This is a genomic window from Pseudomonas sp. KU26590 (assembly GCF_026153515.1).
Lineage (GTDB): Bacteria > Pseudomonadota > Gammaproteobacteria > Pseudomonadales > Pseudomonadaceae > Aquipseudomonas.
Map to the genome: position 1 here is coordinate 4,120,061 of NZ_CP110644.1, position 23,014 is coordinate 4,143,074.

Genomic DNA, 23,014 nt, shown 5'->3' on the forward strand with positions numbered 1-23,014 from the left:
GTCGACTTGGGTTGGGCTCTCGTTAAAAGGTCCGCGCCTTTAGACCGCAAAGTAGATTTCCGATGTATCCAAAACGCTGACAAAGAAAGCAAACTGATGTTTAAACGCATTAGAGAGTAATGGAGCTGCTGCTATATCTTTCAAATGGTTTGCGCCTCAAAGGGTCAAAGGGGGTCGCCCCTCTCACTTTAGGCATAGTCATCGGTTGATAAAGATTTCAATGTCGTCAAGAGCATCCTGAGCTCTACCAGACAAGGTCCTGTGCTTTAGTTTTTCTAGTAGGACCGGCATGACTAAAGATTTGTCGATTATTTTGTGCATGCGGGCAACATGACCTATGCATGTCAGGGCCAGTCCTCTGACGTCCTCGTCGCGATGATTCCTTATTGCTTCTATGCACTTAAGCTGAATCCATTGCGGATCATCAATGTTAAAACACAGATACATAAGTGCATCCGTAGCTACCTCCGCATCTTCCGACCGCAACATAACATCTAGCTCCTCTTGGTTATATGGGGGGGTGGTAGCGCTCATTTTTTGATCTTCCCTTTGCCTGTTACCATGCCAGCTTTTCTGAATGCCGATTGTTGTTCATTGTGCAAATCGCACCAGCAACGTACGTGCCCATGAAATTCTTCGTCTCCATTTGGGTAAGTTTCGGTCCTATCCAGCACGACAAACTCCTTATTCTCTACATCTACCCCGACTCGTCTATGGGATGTTTCTTTAACTTGAACTGAGTTATTCAGCGCTACTTGGCCGTTAGATTTAAAGGGGTCCGTCCCCTTTAACCCTTTAACCCTGCGAGATTTTCTGCCCCCGAACGCAGCATAGGTCTGTCATAGGGTGCCGGTAAAAAAGATCGGTATTGCGCCTGGCGTTGCGAGTTGCGCCTGCTCACCCGTCTTACGCCCAAATATCAAGTTCTCCATGGCTTGAACAAAGCCCAGTCCCTGTATCCAAAGCCCGTCGTGGATGAGGCTCAAGAGGTAGCAGCAACCCTTTTCGTCGATCAACAGCGCGCCGTGGCCGTGATGGACTTCGGCGATGCTCACCAAGGTGGTGCCTAGGCGTTGCTCCCACTCAAGGAAATCTTCGCTTTCATGCAGATGTTCAAATGTGCCAAAGGCGACATCGCTGGTAGCACACTCCTCTCCTGCGCCGCAGATGCCCACTTGCACCCCGGCAAGCTGTTTAAGTAGAGCAGCGGCAGGATGGTCGTGTGGAACGTAACGCGGTAGTGGCACGGTGGAAGTGCTGGGCCAGCCTGCTGCAAGAAAAAGTGGGCTCAGGCTTTCAGGGAGTTCGATCAGCGGGGGTACGTTTAGTGTGTCGGTCACGATTTTACCAAGCTGTTAGTGGGTGCTATAGAGTTAAAGGGGTCTATCCCCTTAAGTCCACAAAAACGAGCGGCTTTGCGTCGTTTCTAAGTGTCGTTGAGGTTCCTCCTTGCACAAGGGCTCGCAAATGAGAGTTAAAGGGGTCCGTCCCCTTAAACTCCTCTTGTATTACGCGCATATCGTAAGGTCCTTCGTCTTACACACTCGTCTCCGTTAAACAGATAAAGTCCCAACAGCTCCGAACTCAGTTACTGAGATCTAACCCATTCGGCCATCTTTTCGGTGATGTCCGCCAATGAAGTTATCCTCGCTATAATAACGAGCTCACACCCCATATCTTTGTCGCGATAAGACACTAATGAATCAGTGTCTTCATCAAGGACTATTCTGAGAATAGTGCCGGCGGCTTCATTTCGTGCGGAGAATATAGGATTACCCTCCCTGAACGGCGTGCCATTAGAAAAGGCCGTATTATAAAAAGGCACTTTAAACTTTTTTAATTCTACGCCGTTCGCGTCACACTCAAGAAAGAACCGATCATATAGATACTGCTCCAGTTCAATATAGCACTGCTCGTCATTCAAGTACTCATCAAACATTCAGTTACTCCGTAAACGCCTTGCCAGTGATTACTTCAATATCAACACGTTCGTGCTTAGTGTCCTTCACCTTAAAAGTGTGACTGATGGAAGCATCTGCACCCCCGCACTTAGCCGCGTTGTCGATGTATTTTTCCGCTTTTTTGAAAGCATCCTCACGGACGGAAAGGTCCTTTTTGTGAAGTTTTGCCTTCAGCTCACTCAGCTTTTGTTTGGCTTCACTCGCGGTCAGGGGCTTATCCTGGTTCCAAGCGACCGACTCCTCGAGCTTCGCACCTTGAGCCTGGATCCGGCCACGATGGGCAGCCAACCCCAACGGATCTGTCCAGCCTGAGGGATTCGGCGCGTATTGATAAACATTAATGCCACCCTCATAACCAATCAGATCCTTACTGATAAACCGCCCGAGCTCTGGATCATAGTACCGATGGCGGTTGTAGTGCAGGCCGGTTTCGTGGTCGTGGTATTGGCCCTGGAAGCGGATTGGGTTGGTCAGGCCGATCTGGTGAGCGAATTCGGAGCGCTGTTCGGTTGCTTCGCCCCAGGCTTTGTATTGCGCGCTCCAGGCGGTGTTGCCGTTCTGGTCGGTGATTTCCTGGGGTGTGCCGAGGTGGTCGCATTGGTACCAGGCGAGGACGTCGATGGGCAGTGCGACCGGTTTGTAGGTCCAGAGCGGGTCTTCCTTGAAGTTGTAGCGGCCCTGATAGGTCGGCTGGCTGACGAGACGAATCGTTTCGTGGCGAATGGCCTGGGCCACCGGGACGAAAGTGCCGGGCTCGTGGATGTAATGCACCGTGCGGCCGAGAGCTCCGGCGTACGGCGGTGGACTGCTTTCCCACGCCAGGTTGTCGCCGTCCCAGCCGTATAGCGTGAAGCCGCAGCCGAGCTCGCGCTCTTTACGGGCGTGTTCGTTTTCGTTCCAGCCAGTACCGGCTTCTGGACGAGGTCGGTAATGGGCTTTTGAGAGTTTGTAGAGGCGCCGTCCGAGTGGGTCGTAACCGAAGTCTGCGGTAAGGCGCGGATCGCAGAAGTGCACCAGACGATCGAAGAGGTCCCAGTGCAGTTCGCTGCGCAGGCCGTTGGTCCAGCGCTCGGTCTGGTTACCGCGTTCGTCGTATTCGTAGTGGCCGCCGGCGTAGTCGCGCAGCAGGTTGTCGATCAGCTTGTGGCGGACTGGCTCAGGATCTAAAGGCCGGCGGACCGGCGCGGCGGTTTCGTTGAGCAGGTTGCTTGCAGGGTCGAAGGCGAAGGTTTCCATACCCAAACGACTGGTGGCGGTGAGCAGACGACTGACCGGGTCGTAGCGATATGAGAGCGGACCGCGACGGCTGTCATTGATATCGGTAAGTTGGCCTGCGGCGTCGTAGGTGTATGCGCGTTTGATGAGCGTGGTTTTATCGTCTGCTCGGCCCAGTAGCTGTTCTTGAAGGCGTCCTGCCGGGTCCCATTGCTGGGTTTGCAGCAGGTTATTGCCTTGGTGCCGGCTGATCTCGCGGTGGAGGTCGTCGCGCTCGTAGCTGAGCAGTTCATGCTCATCGAGCTTCAGGCCGAGTAGATGACCGCTGCCGTAGGTGAGCCAACTGACGCGGTGTCCATCCGGGCGAACAGTGGCGACGCGGTTATTCAGCGCGTCGTACTCGTGCTGCCAAACGGCAACCAGTGGCTTGTCCAGATTCGAGTAATGCTGATGCTCGCGCAGCAGATTGCCGGCCGGGTCGTGAAACCATTGCAGCTTGCTGATGGCGTTGGTCGCCATGACCAGATGGCCATTGCCGTCGTAGGCGAAGGTTTCGCTCTGGGACTGTTCGCCGAGGGTGGCGCGGCGTTCGGTCAGGCGGCCCACGGGGTCGAAGGTCAGAGCAATGCTGCGTTGGACGTTGATAATCTCGGCAAGACGCCCGGTTTCCGGATCGTACTGATAGCGGGTCGAGCGATTGTCGAAGCTGCGCTCTTCCAGCAGGCGCCCAACCGGGTCGTAGTGAAAATGGGCGCTGCGTTCGTTTTCGTTTTCCAGCGCAATTAACCGGCCGAGTTTGTCCCAGCGGTAGCGCAGGGTTTGCTCGGCGGCGTCCACGCGTTCGGCGATGAAGCCGGCAGCGTTGTAACGCCATGTCGTGCAGCGTTCCAGGCCATCGGAATGGGCCAGCAAACGACCTTCGGCGTCCCGGCTAAAGCGCTCTTCGGTTTTGTCCGGGTGCTTGATCAGCACCAGGTGGCCGGCTTTGTACTCGTACTCAGTCGCGTGGCCTGCGGGATCGGCGAAGCGAACCATCTGGCCGCGTTCGTCGTATTCCCAGCTGCTGGTTTTACCGGAGCAATCAACGTACTTAAGCAACTGGCCCGCAGCGTTGTACTCAAGTTTCTTGGTATTCCCGTTGGCGTCCTTGATCGCGGTAGGAAGGCCGAATTTGTTGTAGGCGTATTCGGTAACGTTCTCTAGCGGGTCGATCGCCTCGATCAGATTTCCGCGAAGGTCGTAGTCACGCTTCCACAGCCCACCTTCGCCATCGCTGATCTTGATCAGATGGCTTTTGTCGTCGTAGGCGTAATTCATCACGCTGTGATCAGCGCGGGTGTGTTCGGTGAGGTTGCTTAGCTTGTCGTAGCGATAACGGTCGGTGCTGCCGTCGGTGTGGACGTGGCGGATGATGTTTTTCGCCTGATCACGAAAGAACCACTCGGAGCGGCCATCCGCGTGGCAAATGCGATAGGTATAACCAAGGCTGTCGTAGTAATGCCGGGTTTCGTGGCCCAAAGCGTCAGTGACGTAGGTCAGGCGGATGTTTTTATCCCACGCCAATCGCGTATCAAAACTGCCGTCGTCAGCCCATTCACGGACAGCTTTCGCGTCGGGGCCTGTTCCTTGCCATTGCAGATTCAAGCCACGATTGGTGCGGTCGGTGTAGCGAGTGATCAGGTGATTTTGATACTGATAACGCCAGGCCGAGCCGTGCTCGTCTTGGGCCAGAACAAGATCGCCGGAATCATCGTACTGATACGCACAGAGTTGGCGTTTGACGTCGCCGTCCCGAATTTCCCAAAGACCCGTCAGCCGCCCCAGATCATCAATCAAAGTGCCCAAGCGAAGATGGACCTTGTTGGCATCTTTTTCCGAGTAAGTGACCAACTCGGAGAGCACCGAATCCCCATCATGCCGATGCTCGTGATGCAGCATGACTCCGGCGCCGTTGGGCAGAACCTTGTTGATCAGGACAAACCGATCACCTCGACGAACATAGGTTTCCCTGTGCTCAAGGCCCCGCATCAGCAATAACCGATCTTTGCTGAGGCGAACGACGGTCAGGTTTTCAATGGCGTTGAAGTGAAACAGCTTGACCTTGGGAAGAGGGAATTCATGGCTACGCCCATCGGAGTCATGAAACACCAAACCATCACCGACGAGATCAAAGCGTGTCGTAAACGGCGTGATCCAGCGTGCGCCGATAACATCCCCATCGAACGCATCCAGACTCGAGCAATAAGTCCGCGTCCATTCAATGGGAAACGGCCCCGGCAAACTGAAATCGGTATGACTGACCGACTCCGAGCCCATCGCAAAGCTGATGCTGTGGCCCGTATAAGCACAGGCACAGTTTATTTCCGGATTAGGCAAGCCCTTGGCAGGTTTCTCGAACTGAACAGCCTCAAGCTTGCCTTCCCCGCCCCGGCGCTTGGCCTGATTAGTAACGCCAGGCTTGATGTTGAAAGATTGCCCATGCCCGTTGCGCGAGCGCCAGCTGACGACCGCACCCTCCAAACTAACCAGCAACGCAGCGATAGAATGCTGAGCTCCGGGATTCCCCAACCCTGTGATCTGCGTGCGAAGCTGAGGAGCCAGATCACGCAATAACTTGGCCTGCCTGCCCACCTCTTTTTTAACCGCTTCAGGCACGAGGTATTCAGCAGCACCGTTGACCGCACCCTTACCCGCCGCAACGCAAACATCCGCAGCCGCCGCGAAAATATTGCCGATCGCAGCCTGAGGATCGTAGGCCCAAAGATCACCAGCGGCCTGAACCAACTGCTCCGCCTCAAGCAAATCTGCCTTGGCGTTCAGATCCGGATTGGCCAACCTCTCCAGGCCAGTTGCAAGCTGAAGCAGCACGCCTTCGCCCAGTTTCCCCGCATCCTCGAGAATCCCGGGGAGCTTCCCCTGCGCCTGTGTCGCAAAGTCATCAAGGGTGCCGACAATGGTTGCATTCAGGTGCCCGATCAGAATCTCGATCAGCGCGTCGCCCAACACCATCTTCCCCGCCTGACGCATTTCCTGGCGCACCAGAAACAGCATCGGCCGCAGGCTCATCCTCGCCGCCGCCATGCCCGGCGGAATCGGTACCATCCCGATCAGGTTGATGCCCAGACTCACCCAATCCAGCGGGTCTCGCTCCGAGCTTGTAGAAAGCCGAACGATGTCATTCAGCGCATCAACCAGCGCCATGATGTTGCCCACCACCGGCAGTCCGCCGGCCACGGTCTTGATCCGTTCAAGCGTGACAACCCCGCCGCTGATGTCCTGCAGCCACGCATCGACATTCGCCGCACCCAGCCCGACGTCCTCAAGCTGGATCTGATCAAGTGGAACGATCGCCACTTGAGGTTCGCGTTTCTCACCACCAACGGGCAGATTTAGGGGGGTCGCCAAGGATGCTCTCCGTGCTCAAAAAACCATCCGAAAAGGCGTGAATGCCAAACCGGGGGCCACGGAGATATCAAGGCTTATGCCAACTAGAGATTAGTCAAACAAAATCAATAGCTTAAGAAAGAAAACAGCAGGCTTTAGCGAACGCCAAACCCGATAACAAAGTAAAAGTGCGCAAGAAGTTGCGCACCCCTGCGCAACTTCTTGCGCACTCGCATGCAAGCCACAAAAGACGTGGCTTACAGAGCAGAAGGCACCCTAAAACATACAATCAAGTGCGCAACTTCTTGCGCATCATGGCAATAAAATACCAACGCTCTAAACGGGCTAACCCGATCACTCAAGCACCACCGCTCTACCCTCCCGCACCGCCAGAATGCGCGGCAGATTTTCCTCGATCCAAGTCGTTAGCCCGTCCATCTGCAACGCCACCTCCTCGCCCATCGCGGTCAGTCGGTATTCGACATGGGGCGGCACCACCGGCAGCGCTTTGCGATCAACGAACCCGTCCTGTTCCAGACTCTGCAGTGTCTGCGAAAGCATCTTTTCGCTGACGCCGCCGATCTTGCGGCGCAGCTCGCTGAACCGGTGCATGCCGTCCAGCAGCACCACCAGCACCAGTACACCCCACCGGCTGCACACATGATTGAGGATGTCCCGCGACGGGCAATCCCGAGCCAGCACCTCACCGGTACGGATTCTCTCGAGCAAAGAGACAGTGCCTACAGAGGGAGAAGTAATATCGTTCATCACACTTACCTTTTCGTACGTACTTACGAAAGGTTAGCACGCTGACTATGCTGATCGCTCATTCACCTTGTTCAGGAATCATCATGATCGTCATCACCGGTGCATCAGGCCAGCTGGGCCGCCTCGTCATCGCTCAACTGCTCGAAACCGTGCCTGCCTCGCAGATCATTGCGGCCGCCCGTGACCTTGAGAAAGTGGCCGATCTCGCCGCCCAAGGCGTGCAGGTCCGTCAAGCCGATTATTCGCAGCCGGACACGCTGGACCGCGTCTTCGAAGGCGCCGAGAAGGTCCTGCTGATTTCCTCCAGCGAAGTGGGCCAGCGCGTGGCTCAGCATCGCGCGGTGATCGATGCCGCCAAACGCGCCGGCGTGAAACTGCTGGGCTACACCAGCGTGCTCCACGCCGACACCTCCGCGCTGGGCCTGGCCGAGGAGCACAAGCAGACCGAGGCGGCGCTGGCGCAGTCCGGCGTTCCGGCGGTGGTGTTGCGCAACGGTTGGTATCACGAAAACTACACGGCCGGCGTGGCCCACGCGGTGGCGAACGGCGCGCATTACGGCAGCGCAGGTGAAGGCCGGATCAGCTCAGCCGCGCGGGCGGACTACTCAGCGGCGGCGGCCGTTGTGCTGACGTCAACTGAGGATCAGGCGGGCAAGGTGTACGAATTGGCCGGCGACGAGTCTTACACGCTGAAGGCATTCGCCGCTCAAATCGCGGAGCAATCCGGCAAGCCTGTCGTCTACACCGATCTTCCAGAAGCTGAGTACAAGGCTGCGTTGCTGCAGGCCGGGCTTCCGGAGTTCGTCGCCGAGTTGCTCGCCAACTCCGATGCCGCCGCGGCCAAAGGTGCGCTGTTCGACGACGGTGGGCAGTTGAGCCGCCTGATGGGCCGGCCGACCACGCCACTGTCCACCAGCATTACTGAGGCGCTGTCCCATTGACATTCGCCGCCACCACCTGCAACAGCGGGCGGCGCGCCAGCACGTCCACTGAATGATTTGCGCTCACCACGGTCGGAACTAATGACAGCGCACCACGCGCTGGCCAAGGAGTTTCGAATGAACAGCAAATCGCTCATTGCCGGTCTGGCGATTCTGGGTAGCATTTCCGTCGCGAGTTTCACGGTGCAGGCCGCCAACGCAACGGAGCCGACCATTCAACCTTCCAGAGACAACATGCGCGAGCTAGAAGTCGGCAGCCGTTCGCCGCAGGAATTTCAGCGTCCAGACGCCGCGATCAAAGACTGGAAAGCCAAGGGCCTGGAAGAACCGGCCAAGATGAGCCAGTGGACGCGCATCCACGACAAATACGTCGAAGTGCAGACCACCAACGGCCAGATCACCAAGATTGTCCCGATCGAGAAATAAGTCGGGTCATTGACCCAGCGCGCCGGGTTCACAGGGCGCGCATCGCTGAAAAGAACCTATAAGAACGCCCAAAGGAATTCCCATGAACATGAAAAACCTGATGGCCTGCGCGGCCGTGGTCACATGTCTGAGCGGCACCAGCTTCGCGGCGATGGCGCAAACCCCTGCAACCAAAAGCGTGCAGGCGGAACACACCAATGAACAGTACAAGGTCGGTGATACCACCCATGACCTCTACAAAGACGAACGCGTCGGCGTCAAGGACTGGCAGGGCAAAGGCCTGACCGCACCCAAGGAAGGCACGCAATGGGTGCTGATCAGCGATAAATACGCGCTCATCAACATGGAAGACGGCAAGGTCCTCGACATCGCGCCGGGCAACCTCAAACCGCTTAAAAAGTAATTGCCGATATACCGTCCACCGTGCCCGATACCCGTCGGGCACCGCTTTGCCATCCCGACTCGTGCAAACGCCCTTCCCCTCCGGTTACCGCTGACAAGAAAGGTTGCACCCTAACGATTGCGCCCTCTACTCTGCGGCTCTCGTTTGTTGCGCCATAGGCCCGGGTTCGATGTCTTCCGTCTTGAATGTCCTACTTCCGATCTTCGCGCTCATTCTGGTGGGCTACCTCTGTCGCCGCACCAACCGCCTCGGGCCGACCGCCGCCTCTGAAATCAACCGAATGGTGGTCTGGCTGTGCTTGCCGGCCCTGCTGTTCACCGCCACTGCCCACGCCACCTGGGCGCAGATCTGGCACCCGGGTTTCGTGCTGACCTTCACCCTGTCGACCCTGGCGATGTTCGTCATTACCTTGCTGCTGCGGCGCAGAAAGGCCGGGCATTTCGCCGATGCCAGCATTGATGCCCTCAGCGCGTCCTACGCCAACACCGGCTACATCGGCATTCCGTTGTGCGTCATGGTCCTGGGGCAGGAAGGCCTGGAACCGGCGCTCATCGCCTCGTTGCTGGTGGTCTGCGTGGTATTCGGCATCGCCCTGGTGTGCATCGAAATCGGGCTGCAAAGCGAGGCCCGCGTGCATCGCATCGTGCTCAAAGTGCTGCTGGCGCTGGCGAAAAATCCTCTGGTGGTGTCACCGATCCTTGGCGCCTGCTGGGCCTCGACCGGCGTGGCATTGCCGGGCGCGCTGGACAAATTCCTCAGCCTGCTGGGTGCCGCGACGACGCCTTGTGCGCTGATTTCCCTGGGCCTGTTTCTCGCTCAAAAACAGCAAGGCCCCCGTGAGGGCACGACGTTGCTGGTGCTGATAAAGCTGATCGCTCACCCGCTGTTCACATGGTTTCTGGCGTTTCGGGTGTTCCACCTGTCGCCGCTGTGGGCCAACTCGGCCCTGCTGTTGAGCGCCCTGCCCACCGGCACCGGGCCGTTCATGCTGGCCGAGTACTACAAGCGCGAGGCGTCGGTGGTGTCGAGCACGATCCTGATCTCGACGCTGGGCTCGCTGGTGACGCTGTCGCTGTGCATTTATTACATCAACGGCTGACGGGCTGACGTCGGGCATAAGGTGGGGTGCGTCGCCATGAACAAGCTGGACTTGCTGAAAACCTTCGTCAGGGTCGCCGAGCTGTCGAGCTTCACCCACGCCGGCGATGCCTTGGGCCTGCCGCGCTCGACGGTGTCGGAGCACGTTCGCAGCCTCGAAGAATTGCTCGGCGCGCGTCTGCTCTTGCGCACCACGCGCAAGGTGCAAATGACCCCCGACGGCCAGGCGCTGTACGAACGCAGCAAGGATCTGCTTGGCCAGATGGACGAGCTTGAAGGCTTGTTCCGGCAGGACAGCTCGGTGCTGAGCGGGCGTCTGCGGGTCGACATGCCCACCGCCATCGCGCGGCGGCTGGTGATGCCCCGGCTAAGTGAATTTCTTGAGCGGCACCCGCTGATCGAGCTTGAAATCAGCAGCACGGACCGGCGCGTCGATCTGGTCCGCGAGGGGTTTGATTGCGTACTGCGCATCGGCGCGTTGCCGGACACGCCGCTGGTCGCGCGCAACGTTGGCCTGCTCCGGATGATCAACTGCGTGAGCCAAGGGTATGCAGACCGCTTCGGCATTCCGCAGAATCTGGAAGCGCTGCAGCAGCACCGGCTGGTCAACTATGCGCCCGCGTTTGGCACTGCCGATGCGCTGTTCGAGTATTGCCGCGAAGGCAAGGACTTCTATGTGCCGATGCCCTGCAGCGTGACGGTCAACAACATCGAAGCTTATGAGGCGGCGTGTGTCGGCGGGCTCGGGATCATCCAGATTCCGCGCCTGGCCGACGCTTACCAGCAGCAACGCGGCGCGTTGATCGAAATCCTCCCCGAGTACCGGCCGACGGCGATGCCAGTGTCACTGCTCTACGCCCACCGCCGGCACCTGCCCCAGCGATGCCGGGTGTTCATGGATTGGCTGGAGGTGTTACTCGCGGAATATGGGGTCGAGCCGAAGGGCTCGCGCGAGCGGCGTTAGCCGGGCGTCCCGTGTCACAGCGTGAAATTGATAGCGCACACACCGGCCTCTTCCCGGCTGAAGCCGGTCCCACTAAGGATCGCGTACATCCAGTGTTTTTAAAGGGGACTGGTTTATTTACAACATTTCAGCGTAGATCAAACTAAACCACATCAAAAACCCACTAAAAGCTCTGAAAATGTTCAGTAAGTTTTGCCCCGCACTCATGACTTTGAATACACCAACGTTTTAAAGTGGAAAAACAGTAATAGCGACACAATCGAAAAGACCACTGCCGCGATCGTTATCTTCGGAGTGTCCACAATACCATCGCTGAACATCACACACGTCATTATGACGCCGAAGACAAAAGTACCTGTGAGCCAGGAGCTTCTAAAGAATTGCCTTTTGGTTTCTAAATCCATTTCTGAAACTTTTTCTTTTAGCGTTTTTTTCAATTTAGCTCTCCAGACGAGGAAGAAACCACGTTCCCCGGCGCCCCAACTCTTAATGGATGATTGTTATAAAACTTCTTAAGCGAGTTTTTTAAAAAACGTCCTCTTACGTCCAATATAAGCAGTGCTGATGGTGTGGATGCTATCAGACTGCAGACCAAAGCAGCCCGCTAGAACCATAGCCCACCCACCGGAATTGCACTGGGGGGTCAGTTCAGTCGTTTCATAGCCCGACGTCGGCGATTGCACACCTGACCGTATCGAAGGCGAAAAAAAACCACCGCACAAAGGCGGTGGTTTTTCAGGCGTGCAGGACGCGTCGGATCAGACTTTGACGATCCAGCCCGCCGGGCCTTCGATGTCGCCGGACTGAATGCCGGTCAGCTCTTTGTACAAGCGCTGGGTCACGGGACCGACCTCGGTTTCGCTGTGAAACACGTGCAGTTTGTCTTTGTAGCTGATGCCGCCGATCGGGGTGATCACCGCAGCGGTGCCGCACGCGCCGGCTTCCTTGAACAGGTCAAGCTTGTCGATGAACACCTCGCCTTCGGTGACCTTCAGGCCCAGACGGCTTTGCGCCAGTTCGATCAACGACAGACGGGTGATGCCCGGCAGCACGGACGGCGATTTCGGTGTGATGAACTGGTCGTCGTGGGTGATCCCGAAGAAGTTGGCCGAGCCGACTTCTTCGATCTTGGTGTGGGTCAACGGATCCAGGTAGATGGCGTCGGCGAAGTTGGCTTTCTTGGCCTCGGCACCCGGCATCATGCTCGCCGCATAGTTGCCGCCGACTTTCGCAGCGCCGGTGCCTTGTGGCGCGGCGCGGTCGTAGCTGGAGATCACGAAGTTGTGCGGTTTCATGCCGCCCTTGAAGTACGGGCCAACCGGAATGCAGAACACCGAAAAGATGAACTCGGGCGCGGTGCGCACGCCGATGTTGTCGCCAACGCCGATCACGAACGGACGCAGGTACAAGGCGCCGCCAGTGCCATACGGCGGGATAAAACGCTCGTTGGCGCGGACCACTTGCTTGCACGCTTCGATGAACTGCTCGGTCGGCATGTGGGGCATCAGCAGACGGCTGCAGCTGCGCTGCATGCGCGCAGCGTTCTGGTCGGGGCGAAACAGGTTGATCGAGCCGTCTTTGGCGCGATAGGCCTTAAGGCCTTCGAAGCATTGCTGGCCGTAATGCAGCGCGGTCGAGCCTTCGCTGATGTGCAGCACGTTGTCTTCGGTCAGGGTGCCGTGGTCCCACTCGCCATCGCGCCAGTGAGCCAGGTAGCGTTTGTCGGTCTTGATGTAGTCGAAGCCGAGCTTGTCCCAGTTAATGCTTTCGTTACCCATGACACCCTCTATGTCCAGGCCAGCGCGGCCGGTAGGTTCCGGCGTCTGGCGTTTCATCAATAAGGCCCGGTACAGGACGCGACCCGTTCCGGTGTGTCGCCATCTTACTGATTTTTCTCCCTGCAAACCGCCTAGGCGGCAGATGAGCTGAAAAAGATACGCTGCGGCCCGCCTCAAGCGCCGAGGTTTGTGCCGTCTGTAGCAAAAGCACTACTGGACGTGTGCAGATTCGCCAATGTTGCCTATGGTGTGTACATCGTCTGAGACAGGAGCAGCACCCATGGGTATCGATCAGTTGTTCGCCGATTTGAGCAGTCTTCCCAGCATTCCCAAGGTGGCGCAGGACCTGATCAAGCAGTTCGACAGCCCGTCGTCGGATCTGGGCAGCATCGCCGGCAACATCGAAAAGGACCCGGTGATCGCGGCGAAGATCCTGCGGCTGGCCAACTCCGCGCGTTTTCGCGGCGCGCGGGAATCGTCGAGCATTGAGGACGCGGCCATGCGTCTGGGCTTCAATACCTTGCGCACGCTGGTGCTGGCGTCGGCGGTGACCGGCGCGTTCAAGGCAGGGCCGAGTTTTGATTTGAAGGGCTTCTGGCTGAAGAGCTTTCAAGTGGCCGGGATCTGCCGTTTGCTGGCGAAACAGTCCGGTGCGGATGCGGAAATCGCCTTCACCTGCGGGGTCATGCACGACATCGGCGAACTGCTGATCCAGACCGGGGCGCCAGCCGTTGCCGAGCGCATCAACAGCGTGACCAAGACCGGCACAACCGGCCGCGCGGCCATTGAAACGTTGCAGCTGGGCTTTGGTTATCCGGAAGTCGGCGCAGAACTGGCCCGGCGCTGGGGATTGCCCGAGGTCATCCAGAACGCCATCGCGTATCAGGCGCGGCCCATGCAGGCGCCGGGTAACGCGATCCAGCCCCGCATCGTGGCTCAGGCATTGACCATTTCTGCGGCACTGGAGAATCACGGCGGCGCCACCGCGCAGGCCAAGCAGGAAGTGGATGGGCCGTTGCTGGAGGGGGTTGACCTGGATGCGGTGTTCACCGCGCTGCCGAAGGTGCTGGAGGATGACAAGGCGTTTGCGGAGTTGTTGAGTTAGGGAAAGCAATCATGGTCTGAAGTGGATGGCGCCTGAACCGGCCTCTTCCCGGCTGAAGCCGGTCCCACAAATTGACCGCGGTCCGACTGACACAACGCGGTCAACCTGTAGGACTGGCTTCAGCCGGGAAGGCGTCAGGCGTCACGCTGCAAAACTGACGGCGCTCACTCAGGCCCCTTCCCGGCTGAAGCCGGTCCCACTAATAGATCCCATGCACCCAGATAAACAGGCGGTGACCTCGACTGTGGGACCGGCTTTAGCCGGGAAGGCGTCAGGCGTCACGCTGCAAAACTGATGGCGCTCACTCAGGCCTCTTGCCGGCTGAAGCCGGTCCCACTAATGGATCGCGGTCTGACTGACACAACGCGGTCAACCTGTAGGACTGGCTTTAGCCGGGAAGGCGTCAGGCGTCACGCTGCAAAACTGACGGCGCTCACTCGGGCCTCTTCCCGGCTGAAGCCGGTCCCACTAACAGATCGCATGCACTCAGAAAAACGGGCGATGACCTCGACTGTGGGACCGGCTTCAGCCGGGAAAGCGTCAGGCGTCACGCTGCAAAACTGATGGCGCTCACTCAGGCCCCTTCCCGGCTGAAGCCGGTCCCACTAACAGATCGCATGCACTCAGAAAGACCGGCGGAGACCTCGACTGTAGGACTGGCTTCAGCCGGGAAAGCTGCAGGCGTCACGCTGCAAAACTGATGGCGCTCACTCGGGCCTCTTCCCGGTTGAAGCCGGTCCTACTAGTATCAGCGCACAGCCGCTCTTGAGGACCTGTGCATGCCTGATGTTCCTGACACCCACGTCGATACCCTGCTTCACTGGATGCACGACCGCTCGTTCGTCGTGCTAACTGGCGCCGGTATCAGCACCTCTTCCGGGATTCCGGATTACCGCGACAGCGAGGGCGTGCGCCGGGGTCGGCAGCCGATGATGTTTCAGGAATTCCTCAATGCCCCTGAAGCCCGGCGTCGTTACTGGGCCCGGGCAATGCTCGGCTGGCCGCGTGTTCGTGTCGCGCAACCCAATCCGGCCCACGAGGCGATTGCGCGCTTGCAGCAGCACGACCTCATCAGTGGCGTGATCACCCAGAACGTCGACACCTTGCACGATCAGGCCGGCAGTCATGATGTGGTGGAATTGCACGGCAGCCTGCATTGGGTGCTGTGCCTGGACTGCGGCCAGCGCACCGAGCGCGACATCATTCAATTGACCCTGGTCGAGCAAAACCCCTACCTGGCGGGGGTTGATGCGGTGCAGGCGCCCGATGGCGATACCCTGCTCGACCCGGCTTTCGAGGAGCGCTTCCAGGTGCCCCACTGCCCCCACTGCGGGGGTGAACGCATGAAACCTGACGTGGTGTTTTTCGGCGAGAACGTCGCGCCACCCACGGCGGCCAAGGCCATGCAGCGCGTGGAAGAAGCCCAGGGCCTGCTGGTCGTGGGCTCATCGCTGATGGCGTTTTCGGCGTTTCGTCTGTGCCGCGCCATCCGCGATCAGGGCAAACCGCTGATCGCCATCAACCTGGGCAAAACCCGGGCGGATGACCTGCTCAATCTGAAGATCGAAGCGTCGTGCGAGGTGCTGTTGCCGGCGTTGGCGGAACGGTTGCTGGAGGCGTAGGCATTGAAGGCCTCTTCGCGGGCAAGCGCGCTCCTACAAAGACCGTGTTGAAGAAAATCCGGCATACAGCCAGTCACACGTCTAAACGCAGCGAATCCCCGGCAACGCCGCCAAAGCCCGGTCCCATACCTGCCGCGTCCTCACCCACGCCACTTCCTGCCAGTCCGGGTCCGCGGGGTAAAACTGCTCCAGCAGCCCTTCCTTGATCCGCCGCCCGGTCTCGTCCAGCGGATCGCCGTGCAGGTGCAGCCAGTGATCATCACGCAAATGCCCGTGCACCGCCGCGCCCGGGTATGTGCCGCACTCAATGACAAACGGCATCAAGTGCACCCCCGGCAGCGCGTCGAGGAGCATCTGCGAGGTATAGCCGGTCGATGTCGCCGCGACACCCGTTTCGCTAACCCGATTGGCACCGGTGATCAGCGTGAACAGCCACGGCCCGAACAACGCCTTGGCATCGTCCAGCGCCGGATAGGCTGACTCGACGATGCTCATCAGCATCGGATGACCGTAATCCCCGGCGCCGGTGTGCAGGTCGAAACAGGTCACCACTTCGGCGTCCCGCAAGTAACGCCCGACGATGGCGCGCAGGGTGCGATTGGACCAACTCGGCTCGCTGCCGCCGAAAAACAGGCCGTCAGGGAATGCGTACTGCCCCGCCTCCACCACCGACATCAACCCTGCCCAACCCCGCGCGTCGATCGCTGCCTGAAACATCGCATCAGCATGATCGCGCTTTGGTCCGCGCAACTGCTCGCAGGCATAAATGTTGTGGACGTCGGCGTAGGCGCGGTTGTCCGGCAGCGGCTTGCTGAAGTCCAGGTAGTTGCGGTTCTGATCGAGGTTGTCCTCATTGACCCGGCGCATCCACGCCGTGCCCCAAGGGTTGATCAGGTGGATCATCAAGATCGCCACGCCCTCGGGGAGCGAGCGTGGGTCAAACCCCTCGAGCCAGCGGCTCTGGCAATCGGAGCCGTAATAACCCTCGACGCCATGGGTGCCGCTCAACGCCACCAGCACCCGCTGCGCATCCGGGTCGCCCAGCCAGGCCACGTCCGTGGTCAGGGTCTCGCCAAACGGCCCCGGCATCGGGTGGACGTATTCGCTTAACCGCGCCCCAGCTGCCGTCGCGGCTGCAAGGAAGCGCTCGCGAAGCTGGCGATAACCCGGACGATCAGGAAAAAAGTGGCTCATTGATGCTCTCCATAGACCATGCGACAGCGCGGCCATAGCCGGGATAGACAAGCCGACAGCCACGCTAAAAAGGGCACTGCGTCAAAAATGTTACAACCGGACACGTTTTGGCACACTTCTTTCTAGTGTTTCTCTTGTGGAACGTCAGTACCACGAAACGCTTCGCGTCCAGCCCAAGCTGCCGCGAGTCTACGCTGCCAAACGGTGCGCACAACGCACCCATGGGCAGGAACCGGACATTACCCCGTCCGAAACAGTGCAGGACGCCGACCAGAAGTCTGGCGTCCGTCGATAAGGAATTCGATTCGTGCCAGACATGCGCCCTTCACACCCGATCCGCCTACACCGCGCCTTGCTTTTTCCGCTGCACGCATCCGTCAGCGAGCCTGCCATCCGCCCCATCTCCCTTCAGCGCTCCGGCTGAAACGCAACGCCTATTCGCTGCAGTGCCCGACATTTTTTTGATGTTAATGGCTGTCGCTTTTATAGCGATCAGGTAGCCACTTTTTATTGCTCCTGTTCGGCACAGGTGCGCCTACCCCACTAAAAGTTTTAATAGCGCGGGATCGCTCGCTGTTCATTCACGCACACTAAAAACCATCACTGATCGTTTTTAAGAAGTGCGCGCGAACGATAACGACCCTTCACACTCTGACCGACAAGTCACACGTTCAGGACACACCACAATGATCACTTGAACGCTCACGCACCAACTTGCACCTACTTAATCACGTTTGGTGCATTGCACTTCTGATCCAACCGGAACAGGTCAACGCGCAAACACGCGGTGAACCTGAGTGGATAGGTTCGCCCCCTGGTCAGGCAACTTGCCCTGCTTCTATAGAGCCAACTGAGACAGAACTGATGAAATTCGCTAAAAAGTTACAGGAATGCGACATCGCCCCGATCCAGGCCAGAAATGGCGGCCCAGAGCCCTGCACTGGCATAGCGGTTGCAATAGCGATCATCGTTAGGTAGTCATTCTGAAACAAAGACGTACATCTCCGTACTCAACAAGCATTCAGGGAACTGCAATGTCGTCTCCATAGCTAACGCGCAGCAGCACTTATATAAGAGTGGTTCTTTAAAGACCTGCTCCCCCAGGCCTCGTGCTACCGACAGCACGGACGTCAACTTCAAACACGGCAACTTGTTTGAACGGACCCTTATTGCCCTTCAACCACCCGAGGGAGCTTTAATGAATGACGCGGTAAAAACGAAAGCCATACCTGACCCGGCGCCGGACGCACTGTCCATGGCCTGGCCGCGTATTCCTTTCAAGGAAAACACATCGCGCCCTGGTGAACTAAGCCGCACGCACGTGTTGATATTGATTGCCGCCTCGGTCCTTATTCACGGCGCCCTCTGGTGGTATATGCAGACCGCTAAAGCCGACGTCCCGGAAGTTGCGCCGCAAGTGCCCGAAATGACCGTGGAATTGACCAGCCCGACACCGCCAACCCCGGAAACTCCACCTGAGCCACCACCACCGCCGCCTCCACCTGAGCCACCTCCGCCTCCACCGCCGCCTCCTGAACCGGAGCAGCCGGTCGAGGACCCCGACGCCGCCAAGCCGCCGCCAAAACCGGTGGAAAAGCCGAAGGTCGAGAAGCCCAAGCCGGTCAAGAAGCCTGAACCGGTGAAAAAGCCAACACCGCCCGCCCCTGCTGCACCCGCTGCGCCGAGCACACCTGCGCCGGCCGCACCGTCGCCATCCCCTGCACCGCCAGCGCCGGCACCGGCACCGGCCAAGGAATCGGCCGCGATTTCCGGGCTCGCCAGCCTGGGCAACCCGCCACCGGAATACCCCGGCGCGGCGCTGCGCAAAGGCATGGAAGGCCGCGTGATCCTGCGCATCAAGGTGTTGCCGAACGGCCGCGCCGGCACGGTCGAGGTGACCAAATCCAGCGGCAAGCAGGTGCTGGACGATGCGGCGGTAGAGACGGTGCGCAACTGGAAGTTTGTTCCGGCCAAGCGCGGCGACACCCCGATCGAAGGCTTCGCGACGCAAACCATCGACTTCAAGCTGCCCGAATGAACCCGGTCAGCCAATCAACAACAACTTTTTATAGAGCGGGTGAGGTGTAACCATGAACGAATCGATCTCTTCGATGATTGTCCCCGGCGTACTCTGGGCGCTGGTAGTGTTTTCAGTGCTGAGCTGGGGACTGTTGCTGATCAAATCCGCGCAGTACTTACGCTTAAAGACCCAGAACAAACAGTTCACCAAAGCCTTCTGGGCGGCGCCGGATCTGCTCACCGCCGCCGAGCACTCCACGCAGTACCCGGGTTCACTGGCGCGGATCGCCAACAGCGGTTTCGAAGCGATGGCGGTGGATGACACCCCGCGCAACACCCAGCAACTCGCCCACACCATCAACCGCTCCGACCGCCTGGAACGCAACCTGCGCCAGCAGATCCAGAAAGAACGCCGCGCCCTGGAAGCCGGTCAGGCCATCCTCGCCAGTATCGGCAGCACCGCGCCGTTCATTGGCCTGTTCGGCACGGTCTGGGGGATCATGGAAGCGTTGCAAAGCATCGGCGCCAGCGGTTCGGCGAGCCTGGAAACCGTGGCCGGCCCTATCGGTCACGCCCTGATTGCCACCGGTGTCGGCATCGCCGTCGCAGTCCCGGCAGTGCTGATCTACAACTTCTTCCTGCGTCGCCTCAAGCTCGCCGTCGCCGACATGGATGATTTCGCCCACGACTTCGACGCCCTCGCCCAACGCAGCGCCTTCGCCATCAACCGTCAGGCCATCGCCAGCAAGCACAGCCAGGCTGTGCGGGAGGCGAGCTGATGTCGTTCTCCACCCAAGACAGCGATGAAGTGCTCAGCGAAATGAACGTCACGCCGCTGGTGGACGTGATGCTCGTGCTGCTGGTGGTGTTCATCGTCACCGCGCCGCTGATGACCAACGCCATCAAGGTCAACCTGCCGAAAACCGACGCCGTCGCCGCCGCCGCCGACAAGAAAGACCCGGTGGTGGTCAGCGTCGATCAGGACGGCAAGTTCTACCTGGCCAAATCCGAAGTCGCGCCGGAATCCCTGGAGCTCAGCCTCAAGGACGTCAAGGCCAAGGACCCGGAGGTCCGTGTACAGCTGCAGGCCGACACCAACGTCAACTACGGCCAGGTGGCCAAGGCGATGGCGTCGATCGAGCGCTCGGGCATTACCAAAATTTCAGTGATGACCTCGAAATGATCGGCCCATGACCCGCACTTGATCTGCACCTGAAGCAGGCGCCGCACCCCGCTGCGGCGCTGCACACCCTACTCCCGATTCACCGCCGTCCGGTTTTTTGCCTCGGAGGGGAGCGGCTTGCTTGAAATAAGGAAATTCCCGACCGCCATCACCGCGTCGGAGCAACGAGGGCTCACAAGGCCATTTCAATAACATCTGGAATAAGTCGGAAACTACCATGCTGATGAGCTTTCCCGGTTTTACCCTCAAGCCCCTTGTTGTTGCCGTACAACGCCACCCCCGTGCGCTGATTTGCGCACTGGCGGTCGGCATGAGCCCGGCCTATGGCGCAGAAAACACCGATGGCGCCAGCGAAGCTGCCGCACCAGCCTCCGCTGCAGCGCCTGCGACCACGCAACTGCAACGGGTAGAGGTAACGGGCTCGGCGATTCGCCGGGTCGATGCCGAAACGGCGGTGCCTATTACCATCCTGCGCGCCGATGATCTCAGGAAACAGGGCGTCACCACGACCGCCGAACTGGTTCAGCGCATCACTGGCAGTCAGTCCATCAACAACAGCGCAGGCTCCGTGGGCTCAGCGACTGGCGGCGCTTCGTTCGCCGATATGCGCGGCATTGGCGCGAACAAAACCCTGGTGCTGCTCAACGGTCGTCGCCTTGCCAACAACGCGCTGTCGGGCACCAACTCGGCAGGTGGAGCGGTCGATCTGAACATGATCCCGTTCGCCGCCATCGAACGCGTGGAAGTGCTGCGTGACGGAGCATCGGCGTTGTACGGCACCGACGCCATTGGTGGCGTGATCAACTTCATCACAAAAAAAGCGCTGACCGACGGCTCGCTTAGCCTCGGTGGCTCGTCCCCTACCGCTGCCGGCGGCGGTGACACCAAAGACATGAGCGCCAGTTGGGGCTACGGCGATCTGGAGGAACAGCGTTTCAATGTCATGGGCGTGTTCAACTACAACACCCAAGGCAACCTCGCTGCCCGTGACCGCTCGTTTGCCAATAGCTACCAACCTGGCCGCGGCCTTGACCAGACCTCGGGGACCTCGTTCCCGGCCAACTACAACCAGGGCGACAATGCCAGCAACCCGTTGCTGGGGAGCAATTGCAGCGGCCCAGGCCAAGTACTGAGCCGTGGCCTTTGCCGCTTCGACACCAAGCAATACATTGATCTGGTGCCGCAGACTGAAAAAACGTCGTTCTTCGGTAAAGCCACTGGCAAGCTGGCCGACGATCATAACGTCAGCCTGGAGTACTTCTGGGCGCGCAACAACAACGCCACCGCCATTGCTCCGGCACCACTGACCGGCCAAAGCCTGGCCCCGTCTTCCCCTTATTACCCTGGGAACGGCATCACACCGCTACCCAGCAATTTCGCGCTCGACCCGACCCAACCTGTAGATCTCAACTGGCGTGAAACCGCTGCAGGCGGCCGCGAATCCAAAGACCAGAACACCAGCCAGCGTATTTTGCTGACCTTCGACGGCTTGGTTGGCGGCTGGGACTACAACGTCGGCGCCTCGTATAACCAGAACAAAATTCTCTCGTCCGTCACCAATGGTTACGTCAGCGACAGCGCCATGGTGGCCGGCCTGGCCAACGGCACTATCAACCCGTTCGGCGCCCAGTCCGCAGCGGGCCAGCAGTACATCGACGACGCGGCGTATCACGGCCAGTATTCCTCGGCAGTCGGTCGTGTAATGGCCTTGGACGGTCGAGTCAGCCGTGAAATCGGTGACTGGTTTGGCGCGGGCCCTTCCGGCCTGGCCTTGGGCGGTGAGTACCGTAAAGAGAAATTCCACCAGGACTTCAACCCGTTCGTCGATGACATCAGCAGCCTGGGCCTGGACTCAAACGGCAGCGTGACCGGTGACCGTACTGTAAAAGCTGAATACGCCGAACTGAACGTGCCCGTGCTCGACAGCCTGGAGCTGAGCGCCGCTATTCGTCACGATGCCTACAGTGACTTCGGCAGCACCACCAACCCTAAGTATTCGTTCCGCTACCAGCCGTTCAAGCAATTGGTGGTTCGCGGTGCGTACAGCGAAGGGTTCCGCGCGCCATCGTTGTATGAGCTTTATGCTCCGCAAAGCATTACCTTCACCCAAGCGTCCTACAACGACCCTCGCCTGTGTACCGGTGGCGTGGTGCAGCCTGGCGGCAACGCCGGTCGCGACTGCGGCCAGCAATTTCTTAGTCAGATCGGCGGCAATCCGGACCTGGCGCCTGAAAAAGCCCGTAACGTCACCTTCGGCTTTGTTTATCAGCCTGTTCGCGATTTGTCGGTGGGTCTGGACTTCTGGTGGGTTCACATCTCAAACCAGATCCAGGCGTTTCCGGAGTCCACAGTGTTCTCTGACTCAACGGCCTATGCCGACCGTTACGTGCGCAATGCCGACGGCACGCTGGCCAACATCATCGCGACCAACTCCAACCTGGGTAACGTCGATACCAACGGCGTGGACGTCTCGCTGGACTACCGCTTCCCGAACACGCCATACGGCCAGTTCGGCCTCGGCCTGCAAGGCACTTACGTCGACGCTTATGATTTCCAGAGCACGATCAAAGGGCCTTATACCGACAAAGTCGGCGACTTCCAGGGTGATGGCGTGATTGCGCGCTGGAAACACAACCTGACAGCCAGTTGGAACCTGGGCCCGGCCCGTGCCACGCTGACCAACCGCTTCACCACTGGCTACAACGATTACGACCGCGACACGAACGCGCGCGTTGCGTCCTACTCGGTATGGGACGTGGCGACGGGTTACACCTTCGAAAAAGTACTGGATGTCGATGTCGGCATGAGAAACATGTTTGACCGCAACCCTCCGTTCACCAACCAGGCTTACAACTTCCAGTCCGGCTACGACCCGCGCTACACCGATCCACTGGGCCGCACGCTGTTCGCCCGCGCCACGTACCACTTCTAAGCGCTGACGCCCGACGCGCTG

The 23,014-nt window shown here is 58.9% G+C and carries 18 protein-coding genes; 11 read left to right on the forward strand and 7 right to left on the reverse strand.

Annotation, left to right across the window (positions count from 1 at the left end; genetic code table 11):
• Positions 1 to 198: 198 nt before the first annotated feature.
• From OKW98_RS18045 to OKW98_RS18065, 5 genes are all read right to left on the reverse strand, one after another.
• The gene (locus OKW98_RS18045; RefSeq protein WP_265386003.1) at positions 199 to 534 is read right to left on the reverse strand and encodes a hypothetical protein; all 336 of its coding nucleotides are present in this window, start codon (positions 532 to 534) and stop codon (positions 199 to 201) included.
• Positions 535 to 839: 305 nt separating this feature from the next.
• Positions 840 to 1,340: an SUKH-3 domain-containing protein gene (locus OKW98_RS18050; RefSeq protein ID WP_265386004.1), complete on the reverse strand. Its 501-nt coding sequence runs from the start codon at positions 1,338 to 1,340 to the stop codon at positions 840 to 842.
• Between the two features lie 248 nt (positions 1,341 to 1,588).
• Positions 1,589 to 1,939, reverse strand: coding sequence for a hypothetical protein (locus tag OKW98_RS18055; protein WP_108123085.1), 351 nt, complete (start codon positions 1,937 to 1,939; stop codon positions 1,589 to 1,591).
• 4 nt (positions 1,940 to 1,943) lie between these two features.
• On the reverse strand, positions 1,944 to 6,581 hold the full coding sequence (locus tag OKW98_RS18060) for an RHS repeat-associated core domain-containing protein (RefSeq protein ID WP_265386005.1): 4,638 nt from the start codon (positions 6,579 to 6,581) through the stop codon (positions 1,944 to 1,946).
• A 333-nt stretch (positions 6,582 to 6,914) separates the two neighbouring features.
• A complete protein-coding gene (locus OKW98_RS18065; protein ID WP_265386006.1) occupies positions 6,915 to 7,328 on the reverse strand; it encodes a winged helix-turn-helix transcriptional regulator in 414 nt (137 codons plus the stop codon).
• Between the two features lie 83 nt (positions 7,329 to 7,411).
• Here OKW98_RS18065 and OKW98_RS18070 point away from each other — a divergent pair, with 83 nt between their 5' ends.
• The 5 genes from OKW98_RS18070 to OKW98_RS18090 all read left to right on the forward strand — a co-directional run bounded on the left by OKW98_RS18070 (position 7,412) and on the right by OKW98_RS18090 (position 11,160).
• A complete protein-coding gene (locus OKW98_RS18070; RefSeq protein WP_265386007.1) occupies positions 7,412 to 8,269 on the forward strand; it encodes an SDR family oxidoreductase in 858 nt (285 codons plus the stop codon).
• Positions 8,270 to 8,386: 117 nt separating this feature from the next.
• The gene (locus OKW98_RS18075; RefSeq protein ID WP_265386008.1) at positions 8,387 to 8,695 is read left to right on the forward strand and encodes an RcnB family protein; all 309 of its coding nucleotides are present in this window, start codon (positions 8,387 to 8,389) and stop codon (positions 8,693 to 8,695) included.
• A gap of 82 nt (positions 8,696 to 8,777) precedes the next feature.
• Positions 8,778 to 9,098, forward strand: coding sequence for an RcnB family protein (locus tag OKW98_RS18080; protein ID WP_265386009.1), 321 nt, complete (start codon positions 8,778 to 8,780; stop codon positions 9,096 to 9,098).
• A 169-nt stretch (positions 9,099 to 9,267) separates the two neighbouring features.
• On the forward strand, positions 9,268 to 10,197 hold the full coding sequence (locus tag OKW98_RS18085) for an AEC family transporter (protein WP_265386010.1): 930 nt from the start codon (positions 9,268 to 9,270) through the stop codon (positions 10,195 to 10,197).
• Positions 10,198 to 10,233: 36 nt separating this feature from the next.
• Positions 10,234 to 11,160, forward strand: a complete 927-nt coding sequence (locus OKW98_RS18090) for a LysR family transcriptional regulator (RefSeq protein ID WP_265386011.1) — start codon at positions 10,234 to 10,236, stop codon at positions 11,158 to 11,160.
• A 758-nt stretch (positions 11,161 to 11,918) separates the two neighbouring features.
• Here OKW98_RS18090 and OKW98_RS18095 read toward each other — a convergent pair.
• Positions 11,919 to 12,938 (reverse strand): branched-chain amino acid aminotransferase, encoded by a 1,020-nt coding sequence (locus OKW98_RS18095; RefSeq protein WP_265389767.1) that lies wholly within the window; start codon positions 12,936 to 12,938, stop codon positions 11,919 to 11,921.
• Positions 12,939 to 13,218: 280 nt separating this feature from the next.
• Here OKW98_RS18095 and OKW98_RS18100 point away from each other — a divergent pair, with 280 nt between their 5' ends.
• Both OKW98_RS18100 and OKW98_RS18105 read left to right on the forward strand, forming a co-directional pair.
• Positions 13,219 to 14,043 (forward strand): HDOD domain-containing protein, encoded by an 825-nt coding sequence (locus OKW98_RS18100; protein ID WP_265386012.1) that lies wholly within the window; start codon positions 13,219 to 13,221, stop codon positions 14,041 to 14,043.
• 779 nt (positions 14,044 to 14,822) lie between these two features.
• A complete protein-coding gene (locus tag OKW98_RS18105; RefSeq protein ID WP_265386013.1) occupies positions 14,823 to 15,665 on the forward strand; it encodes an NAD-dependent protein deacetylase in 843 nt (280 codons plus the stop codon).
• 81 nt (positions 15,666 to 15,746) lie between these two features.
• Here OKW98_RS18105 and OKW98_RS18110 read toward each other — a convergent pair whose 3' ends face one another.
• Entirely contained in the window at positions 15,747 to 16,859 is a 1,113-nt protein-coding gene (locus tag OKW98_RS18110; protein WP_265386014.1) for a DUF2817 domain-containing protein, read from the reverse strand.
• Positions 16,860 to 18,057: 1,198 nt separating this feature from the next.
• Between OKW98_RS18110 and OKW98_RS18115 the strand changes: the two genes are divergently transcribed.
• From OKW98_RS18115 to OKW98_RS18130, 4 genes are all read left to right on the forward strand, one after another.
• Positions 18,058 to 18,897, forward strand: a complete 840-nt coding sequence (locus OKW98_RS18115; protein WP_265386015.1) for an energy transducer TonB — start codon at positions 18,058 to 18,060, stop codon at positions 18,895 to 18,897.
• A 52-nt stretch (positions 18,898 to 18,949) separates the two neighbouring features.
• Positions 18,950 to 19,657: a MotA/TolQ/ExbB proton channel family protein gene (locus tag OKW98_RS18120; RefSeq protein ID WP_265386016.1), complete on the forward strand. Its 708-nt coding sequence runs from the start codon at positions 18,950 to 18,952 to the stop codon at positions 19,655 to 19,657.
• Positions 19,657 to 20,061: an ExbD/TolR family protein gene (locus OKW98_RS18125; protein ID WP_265386017.1), complete on the forward strand. Its 405-nt coding sequence runs from the start codon at positions 19,657 to 19,659 to the stop codon at positions 20,059 to 20,061. The genes OKW98_RS18120 and OKW98_RS18125 overlap by 1 nt, the downstream gene beginning before the upstream one ends.
• Positions 20,062 to 20,278: 217 nt before the next feature.
• Entirely contained in the window at positions 20,279 to 22,993 is a 2,715-nt protein-coding gene (locus OKW98_RS18130) for a TonB-dependent receptor (protein ID WP_265386018.1), read from the forward strand.
• The last annotated feature ends 21 nt before the right edge of the window (positions 22,994 to 23,014 follow it).

Bases quoted from the DNA above. Each gene is read 5' to 3' on its own strand.
- OKW98_RS18125 (WP_265386017.1), top strand. From the start codon at position 19,657: ATGTCGTTCTCCACCCAAGACAGCGATGAAGTGCTCAGCGAAATGAAC.
- OKW98_RS18070 (WP_265386007.1), top strand. From the start codon at position 7,412: ATGATCGTCATCACCGGTGCATCAGGCCAGCTGGGCCGCCTCGTCATC.
- OKW98_RS18095 (WP_265389767.1), bottom strand. From the start codon at position 12,938: ATGGGTAACGAAAGCATTAACTGGGACAAGCTCGGCTTCGACTACATC.
- OKW98_RS18045 (WP_265386003.1), bottom strand. From the start codon at position 534: ATGAGCGCTACCACCCCCCCATATAACCAAGAGGAGCTAGATGTTATG.
- OKW98_RS18085 (WP_265386010.1), top strand. From the start codon at position 9,268: ATGTCTTCCGTCTTGAATGTCCTACTTCCGATCTTCGCGCTCATTCTG.
- OKW98_RS18065 (WP_265386006.1), bottom strand. From the start codon at position 7,328: ATGAACGATATTACTTCTCCCTCTGTAGGCACTGTCTCTTTGCTCGAG.
- OKW98_RS18075 (WP_265386008.1), top strand. From the start codon at position 8,387: ATGAACAGCAAATCGCTCATTGCCGGTCTGGCGATTCTGGGTAGCATT.
- OKW98_RS18130 (WP_265386018.1), top strand. From the start codon at position 20,279: ATGCTGATGAGCTTTCCCGGTTTTACCCTCAAGCCCCTTGTTGTTGCC.
- OKW98_RS18100 (WP_265386012.1), top strand. From the start codon at position 13,219: ATGGGTATCGATCAGTTGTTCGCCGATTTGAGCAGTCTTCCCAGCATT.
- OKW98_RS18110 (WP_265386014.1), bottom strand. From the start codon at position 16,859: ATGAGCCACTTTTTTCCTGATCGTCCGGGTTATCGCCAGCTTCGCGAG.
- OKW98_RS18120 (WP_265386016.1), top strand. From the start codon at position 18,950: ATGAACGAATCGATCTCTTCGATGATTGTCCCCGGCGTACTCTGGGCG.
- OKW98_RS18055 (WP_108123085.1), bottom strand. From the start codon at position 1,939: ATGTTTGATGAGTACTTGAATGACGAGCAGTGCTATATTGAACTGGAG.
- OKW98_RS18115 (WP_265386015.1), top strand. From the start codon at position 18,058: ATGAATGACGCGGTAAAAACGAAAGCCATACCTGACCCGGCGCCGGAC.
- OKW98_RS18080 (WP_265386009.1), top strand. From the start codon at position 8,778: ATGAACATGAAAAACCTGATGGCCTGCGCGGCCGTGGTCACATGTCTG.
- OKW98_RS18105 (WP_265386013.1), top strand. From the start codon at position 14,823: ATGCCTGATGTTCCTGACACCCACGTCGATACCCTGCTTCACTGGATG.
- OKW98_RS18090 (WP_265386011.1), top strand. From the start codon at position 10,234: ATGAACAAGCTGGACTTGCTGAAAACCTTCGTCAGGGTCGCCGAGCTG.